Origin of the sequence: Limnospira platensis NIES-39, assembly GCF_026000695.1 — a bacterium.
Taxonomy (GTDB): Bacteria; Cyanobacteriota; Cyanobacteriia; order Cyanobacteriales; family Microcoleaceae; genus Limnospira; species Limnospira platensis.
Window position 1 is genome coordinate 5,686,019 of the sequence record NZ_AP026945.1, and the last position, 22,657, is coordinate 5,708,675.

At 50.1% G+C, this 22,657-nt stretch carries 26 protein-coding genes and 2 pseudogenes; 9 read left to right on the top strand and 19 right to left on the bottom strand.

Annotated features, from left to right (window positions below; all coding sequences use genetic code 11):
• The first annotated feature begins 213 nt into the window (after positions 1 to 213).
• Complete coding sequence (locus N39L_RS27730) at positions 214 to 384, top strand: hypothetical protein (RefSeq protein WP_006617858.1); 171 nt, start codon at positions 214 to 216, stop codon at positions 382 to 384.
• Positions 385 to 600: 216 nt separating this feature from the next.
• Here the strand turns inward: N39L_RS27730 and N39L_RS27735 are convergent, their stop codons facing one another.
• Positions 601 to 4,407 (bottom strand): PatA/PatG family cyanobactin maturation protease, encoded by a 3,807-nt coding sequence (locus N39L_RS27735; RefSeq protein WP_006617857.1) that lies wholly within the window; start codon positions 4,405 to 4,407, stop codon positions 601 to 603.
• Positions 4,408 to 4,442: 35 nt separating this feature from the next.
• On the opposite strand from N39L_RS27735, the gene N39L_RS27740 reads away from it, so the two are divergent.
• Entirely contained in the window at positions 4,443 to 5,102 is a 660-nt protein-coding gene (locus tag N39L_RS27740) for a hypothetical protein (protein ID WP_006617856.1), read from the top strand.
• Here N39L_RS27740 and N39L_RS27745 read toward each other — a convergent pair.
• Positions 5,048 to 5,275, bottom strand: a complete 228-nt coding sequence (locus N39L_RS27745; RefSeq protein ID WP_126277547.1) for a hypothetical protein — start codon at positions 5,273 to 5,275, stop codon at positions 5,048 to 5,050. The two genes, N39L_RS27740 and N39L_RS27745, sit on opposite strands and share 55 nt — an antisense overlap.
• 123 nt (positions 5,276 to 5,398) lie before the next feature.
• Here N39L_RS27745 and N39L_RS27750 point away from each other — a divergent pair, with 123 nt between their 5' ends.
• On the top strand, positions 5,399 to 6,001 hold the full coding sequence (locus N39L_RS27750) for a Uma2 family endonuclease (RefSeq protein ID WP_006617855.1): 603 nt from the start codon (positions 5,399 to 5,401) through the stop codon (positions 5,999 to 6,001).
• 384 nt (positions 6,002 to 6,385) lie between these two features.
• Here the strand turns inward: N39L_RS27750 and N39L_RS27755 are convergent, their stop codons facing one another.
• A complete protein-coding gene (locus N39L_RS27755; protein ID WP_006617854.1) occupies positions 6,386 to 7,498 on the bottom strand; it encodes an RNA-guided endonuclease InsQ/TnpB family protein in 1,113 nt (370 codons plus the stop codon).
• Positions 7,499 to 7,563: 65 nt separating this feature from the next.
• On the opposite strand from N39L_RS27755, the gene N39L_RS27760 reads away from it, so the two are divergent.
• Positions 7,564 to 7,794 (top strand): transposase, encoded by a 231-nt coding sequence (locus N39L_RS27760; protein WP_050856800.1) that lies wholly within the window; start codon positions 7,564 to 7,566, stop codon positions 7,792 to 7,794.
• A 39-nt stretch (positions 7,795 to 7,833) separates the two neighbouring features.
• Positions 7,834 to 8,436 (top strand): Uma2 family endonuclease, encoded by a 603-nt coding sequence (locus N39L_RS27765; RefSeq protein ID WP_014276975.1) that lies wholly within the window; start codon positions 7,834 to 7,836, stop codon positions 8,434 to 8,436.
• Positions 8,437 to 8,712: 276 nt separating this feature from the next.
• On the opposite strand, the gene N39L_RS27770 is transcribed toward N39L_RS27765, so the two are convergent.
• Both N39L_RS27770 and N39L_RS27775 read right to left on the bottom strand, forming a co-directional pair.
• Positions 8,713 to 8,868 carry a DUF5838 family protein gene (locus N39L_RS27770; RefSeq protein ID WP_014276977.1) on the bottom strand — a complete coding sequence of 52 codons (156 nt, stop codon included), beginning with the start codon at positions 8,866 to 8,868 and terminating at the stop codon, positions 8,713 to 8,715.
• Positions 8,834 to 9,628: a LynF/TruF/PatF family peptide O-prenyltransferase gene (locus N39L_RS27775; protein WP_006617852.1), complete on the bottom strand. Its 795-nt coding sequence runs from the start codon at positions 9,626 to 9,628 to the stop codon at positions 8,834 to 8,836. Before N39L_RS27775 ends, N39L_RS27770 begins: the two co-directional genes overlap by 35 nt.
• Between N39L_RS27775 and N39L_RS27780 the strand changes: the two genes are divergently transcribed.
• Positions 9,627 to 9,749 (top strand): hypothetical protein, encoded by a 123-nt coding sequence (locus tag N39L_RS27780; RefSeq protein WP_286133318.1) that lies wholly within the window; start codon positions 9,627 to 9,629, stop codon positions 9,747 to 9,749. The genes N39L_RS27775 and N39L_RS27780 overlap by 2 nt on opposite strands.
• Positions 9,694 to 10,431: a transposase gene (locus N39L_RS27785; protein ID WP_231852500.1), complete on the top strand. Its 738-nt coding sequence runs from the start codon at positions 9,694 to 9,696 to the stop codon at positions 10,429 to 10,431. Before N39L_RS27780 ends, N39L_RS27785 begins: the two co-directional genes overlap by 56 nt.
• Before the next feature lie 35 nt (positions 10,432 to 10,466).
• Here the strand turns inward: N39L_RS27785 and N39L_RS27790 are convergent, their stop codons facing one another.
• The 7 genes and pseudogenes from N39L_RS27790 to N39L_RS27820 all read right to left on the bottom strand — a co-directional run bounded on the left by N39L_RS27790 (position 10,467) and on the right by N39L_RS27820 (position 16,073).
• A complete protein-coding gene (locus N39L_RS27790) occupies positions 10,467 to 10,643 on the bottom strand; it encodes a microcyclamide/patellamide family RiPP (protein WP_014276979.1) in 177 nt (58 codons plus the stop codon).
• 339 nt (positions 10,644 to 10,982) lie between these two features.
• Entirely contained in the window at positions 10,983 to 11,162 is a 180-nt protein-coding gene (locus tag N39L_RS27795) for a DUF5837 family cyanobactin class RiPP (protein ID WP_014276980.1), read from the bottom strand.
• A gap of 339 nt (positions 11,163 to 11,501) precedes the next feature.
• Positions 11,502 to 11,681, bottom strand: a pseudogene (locus N39L_RS27800) (DUF5837 family cyanobactin class RiPP).
• Positions 11,682 to 12,018: 337 nt separating this feature from the next.
• Complete coding sequence (locus tag N39L_RS27805; RefSeq protein WP_014276982.1) at positions 12,019 to 12,192, bottom strand: microcyclamide/patellamide family RiPP; 174 nt, start codon at positions 12,190 to 12,192, stop codon at positions 12,019 to 12,021.
• Positions 12,193 to 12,529: 337 nt separating this feature from the next.
• Positions 12,530 to 12,703: a DUF5837 family cyanobactin class RiPP gene (locus N39L_RS27810; protein WP_014276983.1), complete on the bottom strand. Its 174-nt coding sequence runs from the start codon at positions 12,701 to 12,703 to the stop codon at positions 12,530 to 12,532.
• Between the two features lie 339 nt (positions 12,704 to 13,042).
• Positions 13,043 to 13,222: a DUF5837 family cyanobactin class RiPP gene (locus N39L_RS27815; protein ID WP_014276984.1), complete on the bottom strand. Its 180-nt coding sequence runs from the start codon at positions 13,220 to 13,222 to the stop codon at positions 13,043 to 13,045.
• A gap of 562 nt (positions 13,223 to 13,784) precedes the next feature.
• Positions 13,785 to 16,073, bottom strand: coding sequence for a TOMM precursor leader peptide-binding protein (locus tag N39L_RS27820; protein WP_014276985.1), 2,289 nt, complete (start codon positions 16,071 to 16,073; stop codon positions 13,785 to 13,787).
• A gap of 115 nt (positions 16,074 to 16,188) precedes the next feature.
• On the opposite strand from N39L_RS27820, the pseudogene N39L_RS27825 reads away from it, so the two are divergent.
• Positions 16,189 to 16,770, top strand: a pseudogene (locus N39L_RS27825) (Uma2 family endonuclease).
• Between the two features lie 130 nt (positions 16,771 to 16,900).
• On the opposite strand, the gene N39L_RS27830 reads toward N39L_RS27825, so the two are convergent.
• From N39L_RS27830 to N39L_RS27850, 5 genes are all read right to left on the bottom strand, one after another.
• Positions 16,901 to 17,119, bottom strand: a complete 219-nt coding sequence (locus N39L_RS27830) for a cyanobactin biosynthesis PatC/TenC/TruC family protein (RefSeq protein ID WP_006616604.1) — start codon at positions 17,117 to 17,119, stop codon at positions 16,901 to 16,903.
• 51 nt (positions 17,120 to 17,170) lie between these two features.
• Positions 17,171 to 17,386 (bottom strand): cyanobactin biosynthesis system PatB/AcyB/McaB family protein, encoded by a 216-nt coding sequence (locus N39L_RS27835; RefSeq protein ID WP_006616603.1) that lies wholly within the window; start codon positions 17,384 to 17,386, stop codon positions 17,171 to 17,173.
• A gap of 92 nt (positions 17,387 to 17,478) precedes the next feature.
• Entirely contained in the window at positions 17,479 to 19,413 is a 1,935-nt protein-coding gene (locus tag N39L_RS27840) for a S8 family peptidase (RefSeq protein ID WP_014276990.1), read from the bottom strand.
• A gap of 417 nt (positions 19,414 to 19,830) precedes the next feature.
• Positions 19,831 to 19,995: a ribbon-helix-helix domain-containing protein gene (locus N39L_RS27845; RefSeq protein ID WP_231852012.1), complete on the bottom strand. Its 165-nt coding sequence runs from the start codon at positions 19,993 to 19,995 to the stop codon at positions 19,831 to 19,833.
• Positions 19,996 to 20,025: 30 nt separating this feature from the next.
• On the bottom strand, positions 20,026 to 20,685 hold the full coding sequence (locus N39L_RS27850; protein ID WP_014276992.1) for a Uma2 family endonuclease: 660 nt from the start codon (positions 20,683 to 20,685) through the stop codon (positions 20,026 to 20,028).
• Between the two features lie 236 nt (positions 20,686 to 20,921).
• Between N39L_RS27850 and N39L_RS27855 the strand changes: the two genes are divergently transcribed.
• Positions 20,922 to 21,110 (top strand): hypothetical protein, encoded by a 189-nt coding sequence (locus N39L_RS27855; protein ID WP_014276993.1) that lies wholly within the window; start codon positions 20,922 to 20,924, stop codon positions 21,108 to 21,110.
• A 19-nt stretch (positions 21,111 to 21,129) separates the two neighbouring features.
• Here N39L_RS27855 and N39L_RS27860 read toward each other — a convergent pair whose 3' ends face one another.
• Together N39L_RS27860 and N39L_RS27865 are read right to left on the bottom strand one after the other, a co-directional pair.
• The gene (locus N39L_RS27860; protein ID WP_014276994.1) at positions 21,130 to 21,537 is read right to left on the bottom strand and encodes a hypothetical protein; all 408 of its coding nucleotides are present in this window, start codon (positions 21,535 to 21,537) and stop codon (positions 21,130 to 21,132) included.
• 12 nt (positions 21,538 to 21,549) lie between these two features.
• Complete coding sequence (locus N39L_RS27865; protein ID WP_014276995.1) at positions 21,550 to 22,479, bottom strand: helix-turn-helix domain-containing protein; 930 nt, start codon at positions 22,477 to 22,479, stop codon at positions 21,550 to 21,552.
• Between the last annotated feature and the right edge of the window lie 178 nt (positions 22,480 to 22,657).

Consider the following 22,657-nt stretch of genomic DNA (forward strand, 5'->3'; position numbering starts at 1 on the left):
ATGAGCTTGAAGTATTATGAGAAACTTCTCGGAGAGTTCATCAATGATTGGGAAACGCTATAGCTTCCAATATGTCCAGTAACTTTTCGAGATCCCTTCTCAAAACGGTATCGCTCCGGCTAAAACTTGTTGGCGAATTCTGCGACGTAACCCCTTCTCCGTCATAGGGTGAGTACAATACGGATCAGGCAAAAACCCAGATACGGTGAAGAAATGTTGACCATCGTTTCACCCCAAAAACTTTATCTTTCGGCCGGAGGTGTGATGCGATCGCCTGCCACCTGGCAAGAATATCAAGCATTGTGTGAACAGCGCGGAGAGGGTTCCATTCCCCGGCTTAAATATCGTTCTGGATTCGCAAAAGTTGATGTCGCCTTTACCTAAGCGGCGATCGCGAAGCGTCTCGGCACGAGAATCGCCATTGTCCAACGGCGGATAGATTCTCGTGTTGTTTTCGTCCTGTAAAGGCTTGATGTTCTGGGGATGCCAGTCCCCCTTGTCGGGTTTCCAAAACCGGCGCGAGGTTATTTAGGTGGCGATCGCCATGAACGCTCCCCCACTGTTTGGCGGCGAAGTGGGGGAGTGCGTCCCTATTTTAAATCACTCTGGAGCGCGTGAAGCGCGATCGCCCTCGGTTCGCTTTTTCCCCGGAATTGCCCAGCGTTTGATACTCCCCACCGTTACTGGCATACTATCCGCCACATCAATGGTAAAGCGGAACACCTGGCGCGATCGCTTCCCATCTTCGGGATCAAAGAACGTGAGTAGCACATCCCAGCAGTCACTATTGAGGCGACAGTACGGACTTTTTTGGACTTCGATGGTGTCGAGTTTTCGGTCAGAGGCGATCGCCTCCGCAAAGGTAGCAGCCGCCTGAAACGTATTGGTAACCGCAAAATTCAGAGCGCGATCGCGGGAGGTTTGCCCGATATTATGTAAATCGTAATACACCCGATTTAAAAAGGCCGTCAGCCCTTCCCGGAGATTTTCTACCCCCACCGCTTCTATATTATCGACAGTGGCTAAAGCAGCATCAACCAAAGCATTCACATTCCAGCCATACATCCCCCGAGGATGACGAATATTCAGCACCGGAACCACTTCCCCAGAAAAAAGTTCTACGGTTCGGTCAGTTTGTCGCCCAGGGACACTCACTCGCTCAATGAACTCAGCACTCGTTTCCGGTTCAAGCTGCCCATTGAGCATCACCAAAAACAGCTCATAAATATCATTAGCAAACGGGCCTTTTGGATCAAGAACATAGAGAGTATTTTGCTCAAGGTTCAGCGTCCAAATCAGCGAGTGAGCCTCTTCCGGATGGCGATCGAGATGTTCCACCATCTGACGAGCATCATAAGGGTCTGGCGGCACCATCACCCCATTCAAATCCACCGGAGCCATATTTTGCTTGAACGTATCCCGCCGTGCCGCATCTCCAAAATCATAGCCAATTGTGCCCAGAACATAGACATTTCCTGAGTGAGCTTTACTCGGTTTGACACTAGAAGCCGTTAAATCTGTAGGTTGGATTGACAAAGGAAAGCTAACCGCAGCAGTCTCTATACCCACGTTGTCCCCCGTGGCGTTAGCTTCAGGAGAAGCAGTCAACGGTGCAACCCAAGCCGCAGGAATAACGCCAGTATGCTCAGTCCGGGTGACTTGCTCACCGGCAAAAGAAACCGTCACCGAAGACCCGAACAACAACCCCATCGCACCCGGGAGATTGACCTTACCCCGTAGACAGCGTTCCGGTTCGTCGGTATCATCAGGAGTACAGGGAATTGCCGTATTCAATAGCGCGGCTCGCACCGCTTCCGCATCGACAGGTTTACCCTGTTGCAATTGCAGACTCATCAGCAAACTGCACAACCCCGTCATCACCGGAGCCGCCATACTCGTTCCCTGAAGGCGCACAGGTGCTTCATTGGCCGGTTGTGCCCCCAGAATTTCACCCCCCGGAGCCATGATCCCTTCTAAGGCATTGTTACCGCCCCAATTGCTGAACTTATAGGGTGTGCCGTCAGGTTTCAACGCCCCCACAGATAGCACTCCCGGCAGGGAAGCGGGCATACACCAGCATTCTCCCTTGTTATTCCCGGCGGGAGCGACAATCAGAATGTTGTTGTCTTGGCACTTCTTCAGGGCTTGCAGCAGGAGTTCTTCCCCTTCCCCGGTTTGGGTCGGGCGACAGGCGGCACAGTGGATGATATTCGCCCCTAAATTCAGACCCAGTTCAAAGGCACGAGCCAGACTGAGGGGTGAGATGAATTCTTCATCGGTGCCCGTGGTATTCAGGGGGATGTTAATCACACGACAGCGAGGCGCGAGTCCGGGCGAGGGGGTGTTTTCTTGACCCACAATGGTGCTGGTGATGTGACAGGCATGGTTATCCCCGTGGATGCGTTTGAGGAGTGGTTCGCTTAAGGCGGCTTTTTGGGCTTCGGCTTTTTGGTCTTTATCTAAAGTGTCATCATTGCCGATCGCCTGAAATTGATGATAAGCCTCTGTGGGAACGGGTTCGGCAGGAGGATGCCAGTAGGGGAAGACTTTGGAGACTTCTGCCCCTTCAAAACAGGAGAGGGTGTGATCCGGGTTGCCATCGAGAATGACGATGGTGATGCGCGGGTCGCCGAGGGTTTGGTTGCGGAGTTCCGCCAGTCCGGGGATGCGATCGTCGAGGTCGTGGGGATGTTGGGCCGTCGTAGCTTGGGTTTCGACTGCACTCAACCCGACAGAATCCTCCAATTCAGAGGGGTTCATTGTTTGGAGTTCGCTCGGTTCAACAGATACGGATTCGGCTTCAATTTGTGAATCCAATTCGGAGGGGTGAAGGATTGCTTGGGTTTCGAGTTCGCTCGGTTCAACAGATGGGGATTCGGCTTCAACTTCTATCTCCAATTCAGAAGCACTCACAACATCCGTTGCTGAATGATCTATCCCACTGGATTCAATCTCTCGATTAGGCAGCGAACCTAACATAAACTCGCCCACAGAGGACTCGACAACGTAATCTAATCCCGTCGCTTGGGCAAAGCGATCGCTATCTCCCGCCCCCAATGCACAGGGAGCCAATCCCATATTGGTGGCGACTAAATAAAGGTTCTGATACAGGACACCGACGTGCTTGAGAACTAGGGCATAGGCGAGCGATCGATACTTGCGGAACAGCCGCCCAAACCGCGCCGTAATCATCAGTAAAACTTGAGGCATTCCCTGTTCACCACTGGACTGGTGAGCATCTTTAAGCAGGGCCTGAATATCGGCATCAGCCGCATCAATTTGAGCCAGTTGATGATTGAGTGGGTCATAGTGATAAAGTCCCGGTTTCACCCCTGCACAGCGGCGCACCGCCAGATAGATTTCCAGTTCATACATCGCGCCGCCACAGGGATAGGGACGGCGGCTGAGTTCCCCCCAGTCGAAATCTTCACCGAATTGGGCTTTGAGCAGTTCAGCTTGTTCGGCATCATGGGTATAAATTTCCTTAATGCGGGCGGTGCGGTAGAGTAGCTCCCCCAATTGCTCAATGGTGATCGGGTGATTCTCATCATATTCGCGAATCGATGCCCGTTTTTCAATCGCCGTCGTCAGGGTTTTATCCCGTTGGCGAATGGCATCAATGCTCAGTTGCGGCAGGGGGACAATATGCCCGCTCATGGGTGGTTTGACTACGGGAAACTCGTCCCAAATATCCAAACTGGCGGCAATATCGCCTGTGGGGTAGTCGTGGCGACCTTGGCGACAACGGCTGTGAAAGAGCAGGTTATGGAATTCCCACAGTTTCAGTTCTGGGGCTTCGGTTTCGACGGTGAGAAACCCTGTCGCCCATAATAAATTTAAGAATTGATAGGCGGTTTCTGCCCCGATTTGGGGGGGTGGCGTGACCCAACCGAGGGGTTGGGGTTGAGCGAGTTGGGCTAAGATGGCGCTCGATCGCCAGTCCAGCAGTTTGACTCGAAATTTGGATAAGGGGGATTCCAGCACCATCCCCCCTGCATGGCTGCGTTGGTAGGCAAAGCGCGATAGGCTGACCTTGGCTTGTGTCCAGTGGGGGGAATTGAGGTCAAGTTCGGCGGACTCCACCATTGGCTCGGCGATCGCCAACGGTAATACAGCATACTGCAACCAGCCGCGATCGCCCATCTGTTGCAATGTGGCGGCTAACTGTTCTCCCGCTTCCACCCCCTCCCGTGCGCTCAGGGTTTGGGTCAACTGCTGGAGAGTTGCAGTTCCTGCTTGTAAGTGGGCCAGGGCATCGCCCATCCCGGTGATGGCAGGGAGAGTTACCATAGAGGGAGCAATGGATTGGCCAGGATCGGTATTCGCGGGGCTGATGGCATAGCCGTCTGCCGTGGTGCTGACCTGAATGGTGGAATTGAGGGAAACCGCAAAGGGATAGGTACGCATAAGTTCTAGAGGGGTAATGTTACAGAGGGAAGGAAATGACAGCAGCCATTGGGGAAATCATTAGAAATGGTATCTTATTTGATGTAAAAAACTGGTCAAAGGCAATGCCTGAACGAGACGTTTTTTTTCAAACGGTTGAATTGCTTTTTAACACATTGGCTGACAGAAACATCAATTACTTACTGGTTGGAGGAGTCGCCCTCCTGAGCTATGTGGAAGGTCGCAATACTCAAGACATTGACTTGATTCTGGCTCGTTCGGATTTGGATGTTCTGCCCGAAGTAGTCATCAATGATGAAGATAAGGATCTTATACGGGGCTTATTTGATTCATTGCAGATCGACATTTTTTTAACCCAAAACAAGCTATTCAAGGAAGTTTTAGAACAATTTTCGATAGATAGACAATTTGGAAGTCGCATCATTCGGTGTGCCACAGTAGAAGGACTTGTGCTGCTGAAATGCTATGCCCTACCGTCTCTTTATCGACAGGGGCAATTTAGTCGAGCCAGTATTTACGAAAACGACATTCTTCTCCTCCTGTTGAACTATTCAGTCGATCTTGAGAACCTGCTAAAAATCCTGTCTGCCCATCTCCTACCCAGTGACCTGACAGAGGTGGACAGGATCATAGAGGAAATTCAAAGCAGAATTCGGCGGTTTTCAAGCCAACAGCGATCGCTGACTGATGAGTAGGGAAGGGGATGGGGTGACAGGGCGATCGCATTTTCAAACCCGGGCAACGCAGGCACTCTCAGGGCCGGGGATATGCCATCAGCGTCAGCAGCCCCGCCGAGGGTGTAACCGCTTTCGGAGGGATTGATTTGAATTTCAGCACTCAGGGAAATCGTAAAAGGATTTGAACTCATTGTCCTTAAAATATCAACTATGTTTAATCATGGCGGAGTGTGCAGGAAAAGGGGCTGATTTGAGCTTTGAATTCTGCTCTGCCTAGAATGGAGAAGCAATCAAACCGCGTGAGGTGAATCGTCGTGGTATCAATTCCTCCTAAACCTTTATCTCTCCAACTTCCCGATCAACTGGCTCTGTGTGTCACGCCGGAGCAGTTTGCGGCCCTGGCCGTGGTCAACCGTGAGCTTCGACTTGAACGTACCGCAACCGGAGAACTCATCGTGAATCCACCCACAGGCGGCAATACTGGCTACCGCAACAGCAAAATCAATTACTTTCTGGTTCGCTGGATTGAAGAAGAAGGGGGCAATGGCAGAGCATTTGACTCCTCCACAGGTTTCGAGTTGCCCAATGGAGCAAACCACTCCCCTGATGCTGCCTGGGTCAGCCCAGATCCCTGGAATGCCCTGACCCCAGAACAGCAAGATGGATTCATCCCCTTGTGTCCTGATTTTGTCGTGGAGTTGCGCTCCAAGAGCGATACCCTCCAAGACCTCCGAAGCAAGATGGCAGAATATATCGAGAATGGTGCAAAGTTGGGCTGGCTCATCGATCCTAAAAACAAACGAGTGGAAATTTACCGTCCGGGGCAAGGGGTGGAAGTGTTGGAGAATCCCAAGACACTATCCGGGGAAACGGTGTTACCGGGGTTTACCCTCAGCCTGAATCGGGTTTGGGCTTGAGAGTATTTGCCAGGTGGCGGAGTGAAAGGGAGACGGGGTGAGAACAACTTCTCCAGTAGGAACGCCGTCAACGGGCTGTTGGGGGAGATGTTTTTCTGGTTCATGGGAGTTTTTCACTCTTTGTTAGGTTTATCAGTTTGACCGCTTGGGGTGGTCAGTCCCTTCTTCTTGTCAAGAAGCCTGTGGGTGCTGCGGTTGCGTAGCGGCCAGGGCGGCACGGAAATTCTGTTTTGGGAGAGGGTGAGGGGGTGAAGGGGAGACGAGGTGAATCAGTAGCATTCTCTTTGACGCTCCCATCGCTAAAAGCGAGGGATTCCCTGTTCAACCAGTTACCTTATCTACTAAGCTCTCACCTAATAGACAGTGGGTAGTCTGTCCGAGGGCTTAAATTCCTGTCCGCCCGACAGTATTGGCTCTACGAAGTATGTTGATAGCGGCGTTTTCATCTCTGTCTAGAACACAGCCACAAGAACAAATATGAGTTCTAATAGACAATGTTTTCTTGACAATGGAACCACAATTAGAACATTCTTGACTGGTATATTGTGGATTGACCGCTAGGACAAACTTCCCGTGGATTTGTCCAAAGTAGTCCAGCCAATTGGTGAACATAGACCAACTTGCATCACTAATAGACTTAGCCAGCTTTCTGTTTTTCACCATATTAGAAACCTTCAAATCTTCATAGACGACCAAATCGTTAGATTGGATTAACGCTTTTGCTGTCTTAACAACAAAATCTTTACGTTGTCTAGAGACTTTTAAATGAAGTCGGGCTACTTTTGACTTTTGCTTTTGACGCTTGTTGCTTCCTTTTTTCTTCTTAGATAGCTTACGCTGTGCCTTCTTTAAACGCTTCTCAGCTTGACGAAGAAATCGAGGATTGTCTACTTTTTCTCCATTGGAGTCAGTCAAGAAATGGTTTAAGCCCACATCAATTCCTATTTCCTTTCCTGTATAATCAAGGGGTTCTACTCGTTCAAGGTCTAGGACAAATTGGCAATAGAATCCGTCAGCCCTTTTGATCAGCCTAATCCTCTTGATTAATGACTTATCTAAAATCTGACGATTATAAGATCCGATCAGCTTTAGACATCCTATTCCAGTCTTGTCTGTGATGTGGATAGATTTTTTATCTTCTGATAATTTCCAACCCGAAGTTTTATATTCCACAGACCTTGAAGACTTCTTGAATTTAGGGTAGCCTTTTCGAGCTAACCCTTTTTTGCAGTTGTCATAGAAACGTGAGATGGCGAACCAAGCTCTTTCGGCACTAGCTTGACGAGCCCTAGAGTTAAGATTACTTACAAACGGAGTATCATTACTCAACGTTGTTACAAATTTGCAAAAAGAAGAATAATTTACTTTATCTTCTCTTTGGGAATCCATCCAGAGTCTAAGACATTTATTCCGAATGAACTGTCCTATTCTAATAGCTTCTAGGATAGCTACTTGTTGTTTTGGTTTAGCTTTAACCTTAAACTCCATGACTCGCATTGACTCGACCTCTCAATGTGTTATGTTATCATTATATCATCTCACCGTACAAGCTGCCAATAGTTATGGAAGCCAATTACTCTAAGACCCGCAGGGCTACGTTTAATCTTACTGTTCATATTGTGTTGGTGACTAAATATCGGAGAAAAGTATTCCAGAAAGAACATTTAGAGTTCTTATTAAAAAATCTGTGGAGAGCCAAGACTCTCCAGAGTATTAATTGTGCTTCGCTGTTTCCATATTGGTTGGCTTTTCATCTCATCGGTGAAACCGAGAGCCTTCAAGCCAACATTTAAGGTAAAATAGAGAAGGAATCCAGTCGCATGAGGTGAATGATGGTACGAGGTTGTCCTGAACCGTTATCTCTCCAACTTCCCGATCAACTGGCTCTGTGTGTCACGCCGGAGCAGTTTGCCGCCCTCGCTGCTGCCAACCGTAAGCTACGGCTGGAACGCACTGCAACAGGAGAACTAATTGTGAACCCACCCACAGGCGGCAAGACTGGCAAGCGTAATCTCAGCATTACAGGACAATTGAGTGTCTGGTTTGAAGAGAACGAAACGCTTGGCGCAGCCTTCGACTCCTCCACCGGCTTTGAACTACCCAATGGCGCAAATCGCTCCCCCGATGCAGCCTGGGTTAGCCAAGCGCGGTGGGATGCTCTTACCCCAGAGCAGCAGGAGGGATTCATCCCCTTGTGTCCTGATTTTGTAGTGGAGTTGCGCTCCAAGAGCGATACCCTCCAAGACCTCCGGAGCAAAATGGCAGAATATATCGAGAATGGTGCAAAGTTGGGCTGGCTCATCGATCCTAAAAACAAACGAGTGGAAATTTACCGTCCGGGGCAAGGGGTGGAAGTTTTGGAGAATCCCAATACACTATCCGGCGAAACAGTGTTACCGGGGTTTACCCTCAGCCTGAATCGGGTTTGGGCTTGAGAGTATTTGCCAGGTGGCGGAGTGAAAGGGAGACGGGGTGAGAACAACTTCTCCAGTAGGAACGCCGTCAACAGGCTGTTGGGGGAGATGTTTTTCTGGTTTATTGGAGTTTTTCACTTTATATTTGTTAGGTTTTCCGTTTGACCGCTTAGGGTGGTCAGTCCCTTCTTAGATGATCAGAAGCCTGGATAGTGCTGCCCGTGTAGCGGTGGGCGCAGCACACAAAACTTTTAAGTGGATGTCGCTAGAAGTGGAGAAATTTTGTCTGCCTCGTTTTCAAGTCATCCCTGCTGCAAATTTTTGATAGTAATAGAGACGAATATTTTCAATTCTTCCTTGTTGTTGTAGCTCTTGTTCGGCTACACCAACCCAGGCGTGGGGAAGGATTTCTTGCTGGTTATAATAAAGAATGCACCCGATTTCCCGTATCATTTAGTCGAAAATAATTCTGTAGTTCTTGCTTGTTTTTGAGTAGGTAATATAGAACTGGATTTTCATTTGCTATAGACAGACCCATATAAAAAGCACTAGAAGCAGCAAGGGGTTTTAAGGCAGAAGCACAGAAATTTGACGTAAGAAAAGATTGGACATGAGGAGAGTTAAATTCTTCTTCTTTCAGGCTGGCATATAGTTCGATTTCACTGCGGCCATCCAGATAAAAATCAAACCCAATCAAAGAGACAGATGATAACAGAATTTGGTGAAACTTGTCCCTAGGAAGTTTAGCCAAGCTGAAGGCAGTTGCAATTTTTTCGGGATAGTCTTCAATCGTGATGTGCATTTTCAGGCTAGAGTCGGCCAAGTTTTGCCGCAGGTCGATGCCAGTGGATAAAACCGATATCTTGCTAAAGTCGAAGTCATCCCCCAAGAAATGCTGCAGCAAGCCATAGTCTAAACGAACGCCTACCTGATTTTCGGTTTGATGAAAAAACCTAAAAGCTTGGTCTAATTTTTGGGGCCATGATTGAGTCATTTCTTGAAAAAACAAGAGAAATCGGGAGGCAATTAAATGGTCGGACTCAACCTTACAAGATGCCTCAATTGTGCAATCCCCTTCAACACCAAACACGAAGTCTTCAAACACTTGTAGGGGAAAAACTGGCTCGACATCAAAGGCAGTTTGATGGGCGCGAATAAATTGCAGTCGCTTTTCCCGCAAATGATTTTGTTGGAGAACAGAGGTACAGTTCATGAATAATGCCTTTAATGATGTCTTTGCAGAATTTTTACAGAAAAATGTCCAGAAACCCCAGAAATTTGCACTCAGGATACGCCTACCACGTCACAACGCGGTGCAACAATCGCGAGTTTAAGCTGTCGAGTCAAGCCTGTCGGGAGGTATTTCTTTATGCCATCAAACGGGCGGTAAACAAGTTTAATTTCCGACTTTACGCCCTGTGCATTATGAGTAACCATGTCCATTACCTCATCGAACCGAAACAGCCAGAAGATTTACCCAAAATCATGCATTTTCTCAATTGGTACACTGCTATGTGCTTTAACCGAATGCTCAACCGCACAGGACACTTTTGGGAAAAGCGCTATTTTGCAGAGGGGTTTCCCGCCAGGGACAAAGACAGAGCTTTAAATACCCTGCGCTACATCCACGGCAATCCCAGAGCGGCGAAAATGCGGTCTACCTTTTTCTACGAGTTCAGCAACTACGGTAGTTATGAAAAACTGACCGATGACGGCTTGACCCAGTGGCATCCAGCTTTCTTGCAGTTGGGGACAACTTTGGAGGATTGCGCTCGGAAATATCGGGGGTTTTGCAACCGCTACAAACCCAAAAGTAAACCCATGAAAAAGTGTCATTGGGGCAGTCGGTTATTCGCCGGGATGAAAACCGAGGGTCAGGGTCGTGGGCAGAGGGGCCGGGGGGGGGGAAAGCCCCCGACCCGACCCCAGGTATCGGAAAGCCCCGAGGTATCGGCAGTTGCCCGTCAATTCATCGAGGCGAACCAAGCGCCCTGGCTGACTCAACAGCCGATTTGAGGATCGATTTGGTCTGTGGTAGAATTAGCCCGCGACTACTCGTCGTCACCTTCATAGGAACAAAAACCAACACCACTTTCCCATATAGCGGGAAGGGCCTCAAGGGAGCCGATCGCCTCTTCACTCAATTCAGCCAAAGCACTAGGCAGTTGACCCGAAGGAACGCGGTCAACGGGCTGTTGGGGGTTGGGGGAGATGTTTTTCTTATCCATTGGAGTTTTTCACTCATTTGTTAGGTTTACAGTTTGACCGCTTAGGGCGGTCAGTCCCTTCTTATTGTCAAGAAGCCTGTTTGTGCTGCCCGGTAGCCGTGAGCGCGGCACGAAAATTCTGGTTTGGGGTAGTACCCAATTCCGTCCAACAAAACTCTGGGTCGGGGGAAGAGGGGCCCCAGGGAGTGATGCTCCCTCCACCCCAGCAGCGTGCCAGGTATCGGAAAGTCCCGAGGTATCAACGGTTGCCCGTCAATTCATCGAGGCGAACCCAGTGCCCTGGCAGTCCTCACAAGAAGTTTGAGGATCGATTGGGCCTGTGGTAGAATTCGATGGCGACTACTCGTCGTCACCATCATAAGAACAAAACATAGGCGGCAAGCCGCACCCGGCGGCGGGCAGGGCCTCAAGGGAGCCGATCGCCTCTTCACTCAATTCAGCCAAAGCACTAGGCAGTTGACCCGAAGGAACGCGGTCAACGGGCTGTTGGGGGTTGGGGGAGATGTTTTTCTTATCCATTGGAGTTTTTCACTCATTTGTTAGGTTTACAGTTTGACCGCTTAGGGCGGTCAGTCCCTTCTTATTGTCAAGAAGCCTGTTTGTGCTGCCCGGTAGCCGTGAGCGCGGCACGAAAATTCTCGTTTGGGGTAGCACCCAATTCCGTCCAACAAAACTCTGGATCGGGGGAAGAGGGGCCCCAGGGAGTGATGCTCCCTCCACCCCAGCAGCGTGCCAGGTATCGGAAAGTCCCGAGGTATCAACGGTTGCCCGTCAATTCATCGAGGCGAACCCAGTGCCCTGGCAGTCCTCACAAGAAGTTTGAGGATCGATTGGGCCTGTGGTAGAATTCGATGGCGACTACTCGTCGTCACCATCATAAGAACAAAACATAGGCGGCAAGCCGCAGAGCCCGGCGGGCAGGGCCTACCGGGAGCCGATCGCCTCTTCACTCAATTCAGCCAAAGCACTAGGCAGTTGACCCGAAGGAACGCGGTCAACGGGCTGTTGGGGGTTGGGGGAGATGTTTTTCTTATCCATTGGAGTTTTTCACTCATTTGTTAGGTTTACAGTTTGACCGCTTAGGGCGGTCAGTCCCTTCTTATTGTCAAGAAGCCTGTTTGTGCTGCCCGGTAGCCGTGAGCGCGGCACGAAAATTCTCGTTTGAGGTAGCACCCAATTCCGTCCAACAAAACTCTAGGTCGGGGGAAGAGGGGCAGAGGGAGTGATGCTCCCTCCACCCCAACCGCGTGCCAGGTATCGGAAAGCCCCGAGGTATCGAGGGTTGCCCGTCAATTCATCGAGGCGAACCCAGTGCCCTGACTGACTCCACAGCCGATTTGAGGATCGATTTGGTCTGTGGTAAAATCAACCGTGACTACTCGTCGTCACCCTCATAGGAACAAAAACAAGGCATCCCAGGCAGTCCCGAGGCCAGGGCCAGGGAACCGATCGCCTCTTCACTCAATTCAGCCAAAGCGCTAGGCAATTGACCCGAAGGAACGCGGTCAACGGGCTGTTGGGGGTTGGGGGTGATGTTTTTCTTATCCATTGGAGTTTTTCACTCATTTGTTAGGTTTACAGTTTGACCGCTTAGGGCGGTCAGTCCCTTCTTATTGTCAAGAAGCCTGTTTGTGCTGCCCGGTAGCCGTGAGCGCGGCACGAAAATTCTCGTTTGAGGTAGCACCCAATTCCGTCCAACAAAACTCTAGGTCGGGGGAAGAGGGGCAGAGGGAGTGATGCTCCCTCCACCCCAACCGCGTGCCAGGTATCGGAAAGCCCCGAGGTATCGAGGGTTGCCCGTCAATTCATCGAGGCGAACCCAGTGCCCTGACTGACTCCACAGCCGATTTGAGGATCGATTTGGTCTGTGGTAAAATCAACCGTGACTACTCGTCGTCACCCTCATAGGAACAAAAACAAGGCATCAACACCAGTCCCGAGGCCAGGGCCAGGGAACCGATCGCCTCTTCGCTCAATTCAGCCAAAGCACTAGGCAGTTGACCCGAAGGAACGCGGTCAACGGGCTGTTGGGGGTTGGGGGAGATGTTTTTCTTATCCATTGGAGTTTTTCACTCATTTGTTAGGTTTACAGTTTGACCGCTTAGGGCGGTCAGTCCCTTCTTATTGTCAAGAAGCCTGTTTGTGCTGCCCGGTAGCCGTGAGCGCGGCACGAAAATTCTCGTTTGGGGTAGCACCCAATTCCGTCCAACAAAACTCTGGATCGGGGGAAGAGGGGCCCCAGGGAGTGATGCTCCCTCCACCCCAGCAGCGTGCCAGGTATCGGAAAGTCCCGAGGTATCAACGGTTGCCCGTCAATTCATCGAGGCGAACCCAGTGCCCTGGCAGTCCTCACAAGAAGTTTGAGGATCGATTGGGCCTGTGGTAGAATTCGATGGCGACTACTCGTCGTCACCATCATAAGAACACACACACGGCGGCAAGCCGCCTCGCCCGGCGGGAAGGGCCTCAAGGGAGCCGATCGCCTCTTCACTCAATTCAGCCAAAGCGCTAGGCAGTTGACCCGAAGGAACGCGGTCAACGGGCTGTTGGGGGTTGGGGGTGATGTTTTTCTTATCCATTGGAGTTTTCCACTCTTTGTTAGGTTGACAGTTTGACCGCTTAGGGCGGTCAATCCCTTCTTATGGTCAAGAAGCCTGTGGGTGCTGCTATGGGCTGTAGCGGTAGGCTAGGCAGCACGAAAACTCTGAAAATTCTGTTGGATTTGGACTGACAATCAGTCCAAACTTTGTCTTAACTTTTACAGCCTGCTCAATAACCTACTCGGTTCTCAAAGTCCCTCTCCCTCACTTGGGAGAGGGATTTAGGGTGAGGGGTTTAAAGTCCCTCTCCCTCACTTGGGATAAGGATTTAGAGTGAGGGTATTATCGGGTGAATTAGCATTAACTTTGTTGCTCAAGATATTAACACATTCACTTGCCTTGTCAACAGGTTTTTTGATATTTTTCAACTTTCATTTTTCCGTTTTTTATCAACTTCCAACGCTTGAGAAAATAGTGCAATATCACACGACATTGCAAGCCATTAAAGGATTATCAACAACAACTGTTTAATCCATTTTCCCTGTTTAAAACCGCCAAAATGAGCCAAACAAATATTTCAAATAGCCTCCCCTATTTAGAGCTAAAACGGCATCGCCATCGGGTTCATCTCCCCTTCCGGTGTCGGAGTCTCCCGCCAACCCAACCGAACCGGCACATCATAGAGACGACCCGGCCCAAACCGCGACCAAAAATGACGCATTCCCGGCACAATCACCTTGACCACATTCAAACCAATATCCGGGCGAGTTTGATCCAGTACCAACGTTTCCAACCCAGCCCCTCCCACAATCTCCACACAAGTCCGCACATCCTCGCGGATATCATTCCCCCAACGTTTCGGATAGTCCTGCATCGTTTTCAAAGGTTGCGTCGGGTCAGGAGCCAAATAAGGCTGATTCTCCAAAGTCGCTTCCAAGAGCCAGAGTTTCGCATCCCCATCCAGTTGGTCATCGGGCACCTTATCCAGTTCCAACCCCAACTGATTCACCTCCGTCAGGGCGCGGAGAATCGCAATAGTCGGGTCGAGGTGCGCCCCAAAACCAAGAATCAACCGTTCCGACTCGCCCACCATCCGCCGCGACACCCCAGCAAAAGCAGAAATCCCCAAATCTGCCGTCAAATCCAACACCCACAATTCCCGGTCATTCTCCCCATAAAACTGCTGCAATTCCAAAAAGTAAGGCTCATCAAAACTGCTCAAATCCACAGCCGGACGACGCAAGCGGTTATACCACCACAAAGCCACGCTATCCCGTTCCACCAATTCCAGAAACCCTTGTAAAATCGCCTCCTCTAGGGTGTTCCCCGCCGCGTTGCCATTGGAGTCAGCCTTGCAAAAGCGTTGATTTTTCGGCATCGGATAGTTGTAGTAACAAAAAGCCGTGGGTAAGTATTTGTGACGTTGTTCTGTTAACGACCAAACCGGAGTCCAGTCAATGCTTTGGTCAGGGTCAAACCGTTGGGGAATCCAGTCGTGGGCAGCTTGGCGATTTTGATTAATCTCCTCACGGCGGGCAAATTGGCTGTCACTAATACAGAGACAATCTTCAGGATTAATCGCCAACTCCCCCAACTCCGCAAAGGTCGCCCGTTTGCGCGGTTCATCCCCCTGGTAAATTCCCGAATAGCGCTCCACCGCCTCACAGAAACCACTAGCGCGGGATTGGCTGTCGGTTTTGCCCTTGCCCGAACTCTTATGTTTCAACGTGCTACGGAGTCCCCGCAGGGAAGTTGCCCCCCCAAAGGCATGGCCCGCCCGGTAGGTATGCACCAGAGGGTTAGCCGGGTCAGTGACGCGCACCAATTCCGTCACCACCCCCGTAATCGGGCTGATTAAATGCTCATGTTGCTGTACCGTTTGGGCGGGAGTGAGGGCGCGGTGGCCGCCGTCGCGGGTGAAATGTTTCTGGCGAGATTCCAGAATCACCGGCTCAAACCCCCGACGCTGGAGGATTTCCGGGTCGCCACAGGTGGGGCATTGGGGGCGGCGGATGAGGCTGTGGGTTTTGAAGTCCAGGGTGCGCTGGTTGAAGGTGATTAATTTGCCCTCCAGGGTGGGGGAAGGCGTAGAGGACTGGGCAATCACGAGGGATTTGGCGATTTCCGTCGCCGCAAACTGAAGGGCCGTCTGCAAGGTCGAAGGCAAGGCGGCGCGGGCTGTGGGGAGGTAACTATTGACGGTGTGAGGGATGTTGCCGTTGGTTTGGCCAGCAGCGTATTTCTCCCGCTGTACCGAAGCTTCAACTTCCCGGTTGCCTTCCAAACGCTGGGCGAGGCAGTGCCAGCAGCCCGTTTCCCCCGGTTTGAAGACTGGGCCCAGCCAGAGGACACTGCCTAGGGGTTTGACTAAAATCCAGGGTTGGCCGGTTTCGACCTGATGACGGTTGATTGTCGCTAAGTCGGGGTTAAGGTAGTCGTCGGTGAGGACGATGGTGAGGGCGGCTTCGGTGGGTTGGAGGGGAATGCCTAAATCACGCAGAGCCGTACCTAGAATGTCAACCATACCCTCACTGATGCGGTTGCCGACGGTTTTGAGGGTGACGGGTTGTTTGAGGGCTTGGGCGGCTACTGCGGGGGCAATACCTAACTCACTCCAAAAAGCAGCCACTTCGGGAGTCAATTCTGGTGCAGACTCAATGAGGTAGCCTTTTTCGCTCAGGCGATTGAGAACGAAATCAATATGGTCAAGGGGGACTTCACCGTTGAGCTTGTCGGCAATTTGTTCGCGAGAGTGGTTGCCGTCGAGAAAGGGAAGAATTTGGCAGTAGAGTCCCCCGGTGAGGGCGTGGTTTTCTTGTTCCCCCAGGAGATAGACCTGTTTGGGGGGGATGATTTCGATGTGGTAGTGGGGTTTGATTTGGAAGGACATAGGGTAGAGGAAGATAAGGGTTAGTACAATACTGATCAGGCAAAAACCCAGATACGGTGAAGAAATGTTGACCGTCGTTTCACCCCAAAAACTTTATCTTTCGCCCGGAACAGTGATGCGATCGCCTGCCACCTGGCAGGAATATCAAGCATTGTGCGAACAGCGCGGAGAGGGTTCCATTCCCCGGCTTAAATATCGTTCTGGATTCGCAAAAGTTGATGTCGCCTTTACCTAAGCATGGTCGTGATGCTCATTTGATTGCTGCCATCATTACAACCTTGTTGGATAATCACGGGCGAGAATACGATGCTTTTACACCCGTAACCATGCAACTGCCAGAAGAAAGCGGGATTGAACCAGATTATTGTTTCTACATTGACCATTGGCAAGCGGTTTCCGGTAAGGAACGGATTGATTGGCGCAATGACCCCCGCCAGATTTGGTGTTAGAAATTGACATCACTAGCTACTCAGACGTGCAGGATTATCTGCCCTATCAAGTGCCAGAAGTATGGCTATTTCAAAACCAGCAACTGATGATTTACCAACTTCAGGGCAATGAATACGGCATCACATCCCAAAGCCAATATTTCCCGGCGGTAAACCCAGCCGATCTCGTTGCTCAATGTTTAGAAATTGCCTATCAGAGGAATACCAGTGCAGCTATTCGTAATCTGAAGCAGCAACTCGGAGGGTAGGGGAGCCGAGAAAAGGGTAACGAGGCGATGGGGTAAACTTAACCCTAGGCGTCAGTCCCCTTGCTCCCCCCTCTCACCTCACAATGCCCTGATCGCCTCAAGGCTCAAGGGATCAATTCGCAGCCAAGACTCAGGCCCAAATCCGCCCTCGGCGAAAGGTTTTACTGTTAGGTTTGGGTTTATTGGCGTGTTTACGGGCATACTCCCACCAGTAGGAATAATCCTGAAGCCCCGTCATCGCTGTGGGAACATAGGATTTTTGCGCTGGCGCGGGTGGTGTTGCCGGGTTAGCTGCCGGAGCAGTTTCCGGTAGATCATCTGGATTTTTTGGGGTGTTTTTTTTCGCCATCATCGTCTCCTTATTTCAATAAGAACAGTAAAAATTGGCAATGTTCTGGGGTTAGAAAAAACGACCCATTGAGGCAAAGCCAGAGTGCATCACTTGGTTGTAGCTGCGCGGGACAAATACCGCCGGGTCGTTATAGTTCGCACCGTGAAGCAGATCCATCCGAATATGCACCAAATCCTCGATCTCCCCATCCTCCAAATCCACCGCTAAGGCGGGTTGGGTGAAATGAGGTCGTTTAACCGGGGCGGATTGTTTAGGAAATGTCATTGTTTTTTGATGGGTATATTAAGAACTAGGAACGGAAAAAAGAGGAGAGGCAGCTAAAAAGTTGACTTTTCCTCCGCCTCAAACCTTGAGGATTAATACGGCGAAGACCAACTCTTCACTTCGCCCAACGTCACCGGAATCAAATCGCTGACATCGATGGTGAAGCGGAAGATTTTCTTGGCGCGGCGGCTGTTTTCGGGGTCGAAGAACTTCAGTTTCACATCCCAGCAGTCGCTATCCATCCGGCAGAACGGGCTTTTCTCCACGGTGATACTGTCCAGTTCCATCCCTTGGGCGACGGCTTGACTGAATGTGGAAGCGGCTTGGAAGGCATTGGTGACGGAGAAGTTGAGGGCGCGGTCTTGAGACGTTGTGCCCAGGTTTCGTAAGTCGTAATAGACCCGGTTGAGGAAACTGCCTAGGGTGCGGCTCATGGCATCGCGATCGGCTTCACCTTCGGCTGCCTGTACCGTCTCAAAGGCGGCATTGACGAGACTGTTAACCTTCCAACCGTAGAGTCCGCGAGTGCTTTGGGGTTCGATGACCGGCACAACTTGCCCAGAGAATAGCTTCACGGTGCGCCCGGTCAAGATGCCCGGAATACTCACCCGCTCAATGTAGTCGTCGTCATGTTCCGGCTGAATTTGACCCGCCAGGAGTTCTTGCAGAGCCAGATAGGCTTCACGGGCGAAGGGGCCTTTAGGTTCAATGGCATAGACCGGAGTCAACTCAATATTGAGCGTCCAAATCAAAGACCGAGCCTCAGAAATATCGCTGGCCAGGTAGTCCACCATCTGACGGGCATCATAGGGGTTAGCTGGCACCGACACGCCCTCGCTGATTTCAAAGGGTGGCATCAGTTGCTTAAAGGTGTCGCGGCGGGCTTCGGAACCGAAGTCATAGCCCAAGGTACCCAAGGCATAAACCAGTTGGCTGGATGCAAGTTCGCTGGGGGCTTGGCTGGGAGTGACGGCGTTGCTAGAGGTCATAGGGGTAGATTGAGTAGGGGTGAATGATTGGACAGTGTTGCTGGGAGTGACCGCAGCTTGTGGCTCCTCCTGAGCCGGGGTGGCATCGGGGACAGACAAACCCCCGCCGCAGCCGCAACCGCTCGATGGTTCTACACCTGCGGGGGTGACGGCTTCTTGTGCTTCAGACATATTTCCTCCAGTGAGTAAGGTTAAAGCTCCAGCGATATTGATTCGGCCTGCCAGACATCGCTGGGCATCGGCAGGCAGGGCGGCATCGCAGGGCAGGGCGCTCTGCAACAGGATTTGACGCACCCGGGCGGGGTCAGGGGTTTCGCCGCGCTCGACTTGCAGGCTCAACAACAGGGCAGCAACCCCGGAAACAATAGGGGTGGCGAAGCTGGTGCCGTTGAGCCGTTCCGTCCCGCCGCCGGGTTTGGCCCCCAAGATTTGCTCGCCCGGAGCAAGGATGCCCTGGGTTTGGTACTTAGACCCCCAATTACTGAAGTCCAAGGGTTGCCCGCGAGCATCCATCGCACCCACGGCTAGGACGGCGGGGAGGGCGGCGGGGACGTGCAGGCACTGGCACCCGTCGTTACCCGCCGCCGCTACGAGCAGAATGTTCCGCTCCTGGCAGAGGCGGACGGCGTTTTCCAGCCAGCCCTCAGCTTCCCCAAAGTCGCTTAACTGACCGCCACTGAGGTTGATGATGTGCGCTCCGGCGTTGGCGGCTTGCTCAATGCCTCTGGCGAGGTCAAGTTGGCTGGCACTACAGCGATCGTCAGGAAACACAGGGACAATCAAACCCCGACATTGGGGCGCAATGCCAGGAATGTCGCTGTCGGGTTGCCCGAAAATGATGCTGGTGACGTGAGTGCCATGGCCGGACATACTGCCGTCGCTGCGGGCAGCATGGGGGACGAGGGTGGGCAGGGTGGTGAGGTTAGCACCTTGGAAACAGGGGTGGGTGCGATCGACGGGGCCATCCATGACGGCGATGGTGATTTCTGGAGAACCTTGGGTGCGGTTTCGTAATTCTGAGAGTCCTAGTATTTCCATCTAGAAATTTTTGAAGTTTTTATAGTCAATTGATCAAAAAGGCTTGAACAAGCAGTTTTTACATCTATGAAGCACAATCCGAAACCCATTGCGATCTTGGCGAGAGGGGCTTAGGGTGATGAGGACTTCACATATGGATGGACAGTTGCCGAAGGAAAAATATACGAAACTAAAACAGTACGAAAACCGCCATAAACAATGGACGAAAACCGTACTAAAAATTTAGTTATGTTGCCAGCACCAGATTGAGTTCAGCCTCTTGAGATTTAGTAGGATGTCAAGATTTAAGTTTCCGATTTAGTCTAGCCTTGGGAAATTCAGGATGTCAAGACTTTTTGAGCCAATTTTGTAAAGTTTTATAACAGGAAGCTCTCCCCACCTCGGGGCGCGAGGTGGGGGTGTCATAATGGGTGCATTTCAGTTAGGAACACCAACCATAATGTCCCGTTGCAATTCCTCAAACCGCCCTTGATAAATGCGTTCTCGGTCTGCTAAAAGCCTAATACCTGTGGCGATCGCATCTTCAGCGGAAGGATACTTACCGCTTTCTACCAGACTTTCCAGAAAGCTCAATTTCTGCACTTAACGAGATATTCATTTCTAACCTCTGTTTTAATCCGGTTGAATAAAGGCTTGATGTTCTGGGGATGACAGTCCGGTTTGTAGGGTGGCCAAAACCGCCGCGAGATTATTTTGTAATAGTTGCGTTGCGTTCAACCATAAACCCGGAAACACCCGACTGCACAAAATCCCCTCATCATTGGGAGAAAGAGACTGATAAACTCCCTCCTCTAAATAAAACCAATCTAGTTTTTGGTCGAAGATTTGCCAAACTAGATATTCTTGTACCCCATTGCGCCGATAAACCCGTTTTTTATCCCCTAAATCGATCGCCGCACTACTAGCCGCAATTTCTACCACCAATTCCGGCGCGCCTTGAATGTAGCCGTATGAGGTGAGTTGAGAACTTCCCCCCGGAATCAACAAAACTCCATCAGGTTGAAATTCGTTGTCCGAGTCGAGGCGAACCGTCGGTTCAATACCTATTTCTGTCCCTGGGGTTGCCATTTTATAAGTCCATAGCAACCCGATTAAATCCGCGTGGGGTTTCGCATGGGTGGTAAACCGCAGGGGTGATGCCATATATACGACTCCTTCAATTAATTCGGCTTTCTGATCTGTAGTCATGGCGGCGTAACGTCGCTCAAATTCTCGATAGCTGAGGCGATCGCCATTTTCCAAAGGTGGATAGATCGGAGAAGTTAGCTGCATAGTATCGACCAAAGATTAGGGGACAGTTTGATTATAGCAATTGGGTAATCGCATTATTATCTTATTGTTAATCGCAATTCATCAGGTTGGCATAATATTAATCAGCACAGACTTGGGGCGATTTCCCATTGGTGATAGGGTGATAATTATTTCACTTATCCCCAACTGGCGACACTTACGTTAATTCCAGTGGCGTTAAGATTTCTTGAGCATATTCACCTATACAATCATCTCAGGTGCGATCGCCACTTTGGCGACCTTCTCTGGTGGGAATTGAGCCGCAGTTTTTCCCAAATCTAACAATCATCAGAGAGGAATGCGATCGCGATGACCCCGGTGAGTTTTTCACAGAAGCTGATGAGTTCTGGGGTGGGATGTTCGCAGTCCGTCAGGAGGAGGGCGCGGTGGGGGAGACGGAGCAATAATCATTTGACTCATTCCGCTCTAAAATTGATTGTTAACATATTCTTTAATCACTGGTGCAAGGGTGAAGCGCGATCGCCCTTTTTCCTTCACTTTTTCAAGTAAACCGCGTTTTAATAAAGATTGAACAGCTTTTAATAAGTCATACTCGGAGAGAGGTAAATCTGTCGTATATGCGGAAAGTTCCACGGGTATGTCTTGGCTGCCTAACCAAACAATTGCTTGTTTTTCTATGAGCGACAAGCGTTGATAATGTGCCTGCAATAGAATTTCTAAATCTCCCAAAAACGGACTCTCACGCGATAAGAAGTCAGCCACGCTGCCGTCAAATAGTTCTTGAATCGTATTAGCTGCTATCTTTAGCCATAAAGGATTGCCGCTATAAAGTTGGATTAATTCTAACCATCTATCTGGATCGGTTAATTCCATTTCGGTTAAGATTTATTTAGCTGATTCGCCTAAACCATCAATTGGTAATGTGTGGCATAAACTTTTTCGACCTTCTAATGTCGCCAATTCTATAGGTTTTTCCCAACTAATAATCAGCAGGCAACTGTGGTGATGCGTGGTGGCTATTTCTTTGATAAATTTGCTGTAATCTTGGCAGTCTGTTTGGTAAGTTCCGGCTAATTCTCCACTGGTAAATAGTTCTTGAAAGTCATCGAGGATAATCAGGCAACGATGCGATCGCAAACAGTCGATTAAAGATGGGGATTTGGTTTCTGTTGGTGGTGAGAGAAATTCGATTAAATGAGTTTTGAGCGATTTTAAGGTGGGGGCGTTGGTACAGTTGCGCCATAAGAGGCGATCGAAGTTATCTTGAATTTGTCTCACCAGTTCCACTACTAGGGCAGTTTTGCCAACACCCGATAAACCGATAACGCTGACGATGGGGATTTTATCTTCGAGTATCCATTGTTTAAGGGTGTTGAGTTCCTGGGTGCGGTTGTAGAGGCGATCGCTTTTGGGAACTTCCGTTAAATCGTGGCGTTTTTCTGTTTGAACCTTATCTGCGTTGTTAGTGGAACGTTTTTTTGCGGTTTTTGCATAGGGTGGATTTTCGCGACAAACATTGATGTCGCCATTACCAATATGCAGATTTTCAATGTGCGAATATCTCCCGTTTTCTAAAATCGACCTAATATTAGCTTTTCTAACATCTTCCTCGAAAACATCCGACAGAAGTTGCCATAATTTCCAAGCCTCTTTTCTGATATGATGTTTGCTGCAATGTTCATTATCTCCTATTTGTTCGTAAGTTTCCCGTTGCCAAACCCCCTCTAAAATAGCCTTTTGTAGAGAATCCAGATGTTTTCCGGTTTTCGCGAACAGGCGATCGTCAGTCCACTTTAAAGCTTCTTCAATATCCATAGACGTGAGATATGGTTTGATTGTGGATTTTATCCTATATTATCATACTTTTTCCTATTTGGGGGGATAAAATCCTATGTTTTCCCATAAAATCAGGTACTACATGGTTTAAAAGGTTCCTACAAAATCCTATTTTTAGGGGTTGTCAGATAGGAATTAGCATCATAAAATAGTGTTA

What these genes read in the sequence shown, in the direction of transcription:
- N39L_RS27730 (WP_006617858.1), top strand. Translation starts at nt 214, where the DNA reads ATGTTGACCATCGTTTCACCCCAAAAACTTTATCTTTCGGCCGGAGGT.
- N39L_RS27735 (WP_006617857.1), bottom strand. Translation starts at nt 4,407, where the DNA reads ATGCGTACCTATCCCTTTGCGGTTTCCCTCAATTCCACCATTCAGGTC.
- N39L_RS27740 (WP_006617856.1), top strand. Translation starts at nt 4,443, where the DNA reads ATGACAGCAGCCATTGGGGAAATCATTAGAAATGGTATCTTATTTGAT.
- N39L_RS27745 (WP_126277547.1), bottom strand. Translation starts at nt 5,275, where the DNA reads ATGAGTTCAAATCCTTTTACGATTTCCCTGAGTGCTGAAATTCAAATC.
- N39L_RS27755 (WP_006617854.1), bottom strand. Translation starts at nt 7,498, where the DNA reads ATGCGAGTCATGGAGTTTAAGGTTAAAGCTAAACCAAAACAACAAGTA.
- N39L_RS27760 (WP_050856800.1), top strand. Translation starts at nt 7,564, where the DNA reads ATGGAAGCCAATTACTCTAAGACCCGCAGGGCTACGTTTAATCTTACT.
- N39L_RS27765 (WP_014276975.1), top strand. Translation starts at nt 7,834, where the DNA reads ATGGTACGAGGTTGTCCTGAACCGTTATCTCTCCAACTTCCCGATCAA.
- N39L_RS27770 (WP_014276977.1), bottom strand. Translation starts at nt 8,868, where the DNA reads ATGATACGGGAAATCGGGTGCATTCTTTATTATAACCAGCAAGAAATC.
- N39L_RS27780 (WP_286133318.1), top strand. Translation starts at nt 9,627, where the DNA reads ATGAATAATGCCTTTAATGATGTCTTTGCAGAATTTTTACAGAAAAAT.
- N39L_RS27775 (WP_006617852.1), bottom strand. Translation starts at nt 9,628, where the DNA reads ATGAACTGTACCTCTGTTCTCCAACAAAATCATTTGCGGGAAAAGCGA.
- N39L_RS27790 (WP_014276979.1), bottom strand. Translation starts at nt 10,643, where the DNA reads ATGGATAAGAAAAACATCTCCCCCAACCCCCAACAGCCCGTTGACCGC.
- N39L_RS27795 (WP_014276980.1), bottom strand. Translation starts at nt 11,162, where the DNA reads ATGGATAAGAAAAACATCTCCCCCAACCCCCAACAGCCCGTTGACCGC.
- N39L_RS27805 (WP_014276982.1), bottom strand. Translation starts at nt 12,192, where the DNA reads ATGGATAAGAAAAACATCACCCCCAACCCCCAACAGCCCGTTGACCGC.
- N39L_RS27810 (WP_014276983.1), bottom strand. Translation starts at nt 12,703, where the DNA reads ATGGATAAGAAAAACATCTCCCCCAACCCCCAACAGCCCGTTGACCGC.
- N39L_RS27815 (WP_014276984.1), bottom strand. Translation starts at nt 13,222, where the DNA reads ATGGATAAGAAAAACATCACCCCCAACCCCCAACAGCCCGTTGACCGC.
- N39L_RS27820 (WP_014276985.1), bottom strand. Translation starts at nt 16,073, where the DNA reads ATGTCCTTCCAAATCAAACCCCACTACCACATCGAAATCATCCCCCCC.
- N39L_RS27830 (WP_006616604.1), bottom strand. Translation starts at nt 17,119, where the DNA reads ATGGCGAAAAAAAACACCCCAAAAAATCCAGATGATCTACCGGAAACT.
- N39L_RS27835 (WP_006616603.1), bottom strand. Translation starts at nt 17,386, where the DNA reads ATGACATTTCCTAAACAATCCGCCCCGGTTAAACGACCTCATTTCACC.
- N39L_RS27840 (WP_014276990.1), bottom strand. Translation starts at nt 19,413, where the DNA reads ATGGAAATACTAGGACTCTCAGAATTACGAAACCGCACCCAAGGTTCT.
- N39L_RS27850 (WP_014276992.1), bottom strand. Translation starts at nt 20,685, where the DNA reads ATGCAGCTAACTTCTCCGATCTATCCACCTTTGGAAAATGGCGATCGC.
- N39L_RS27860 (WP_014276994.1), bottom strand. Translation starts at nt 21,537, where the DNA reads ATGGAATTAACCGATCCAGATAGATGGTTAGAATTAATCCAACTTTAT.
- N39L_RS27865 (WP_014276995.1), bottom strand. Translation starts at nt 22,479, where the DNA reads ATGGATATTGAAGAAGCTTTAAAGTGGACTGACGATCGCCTGTTCGCG.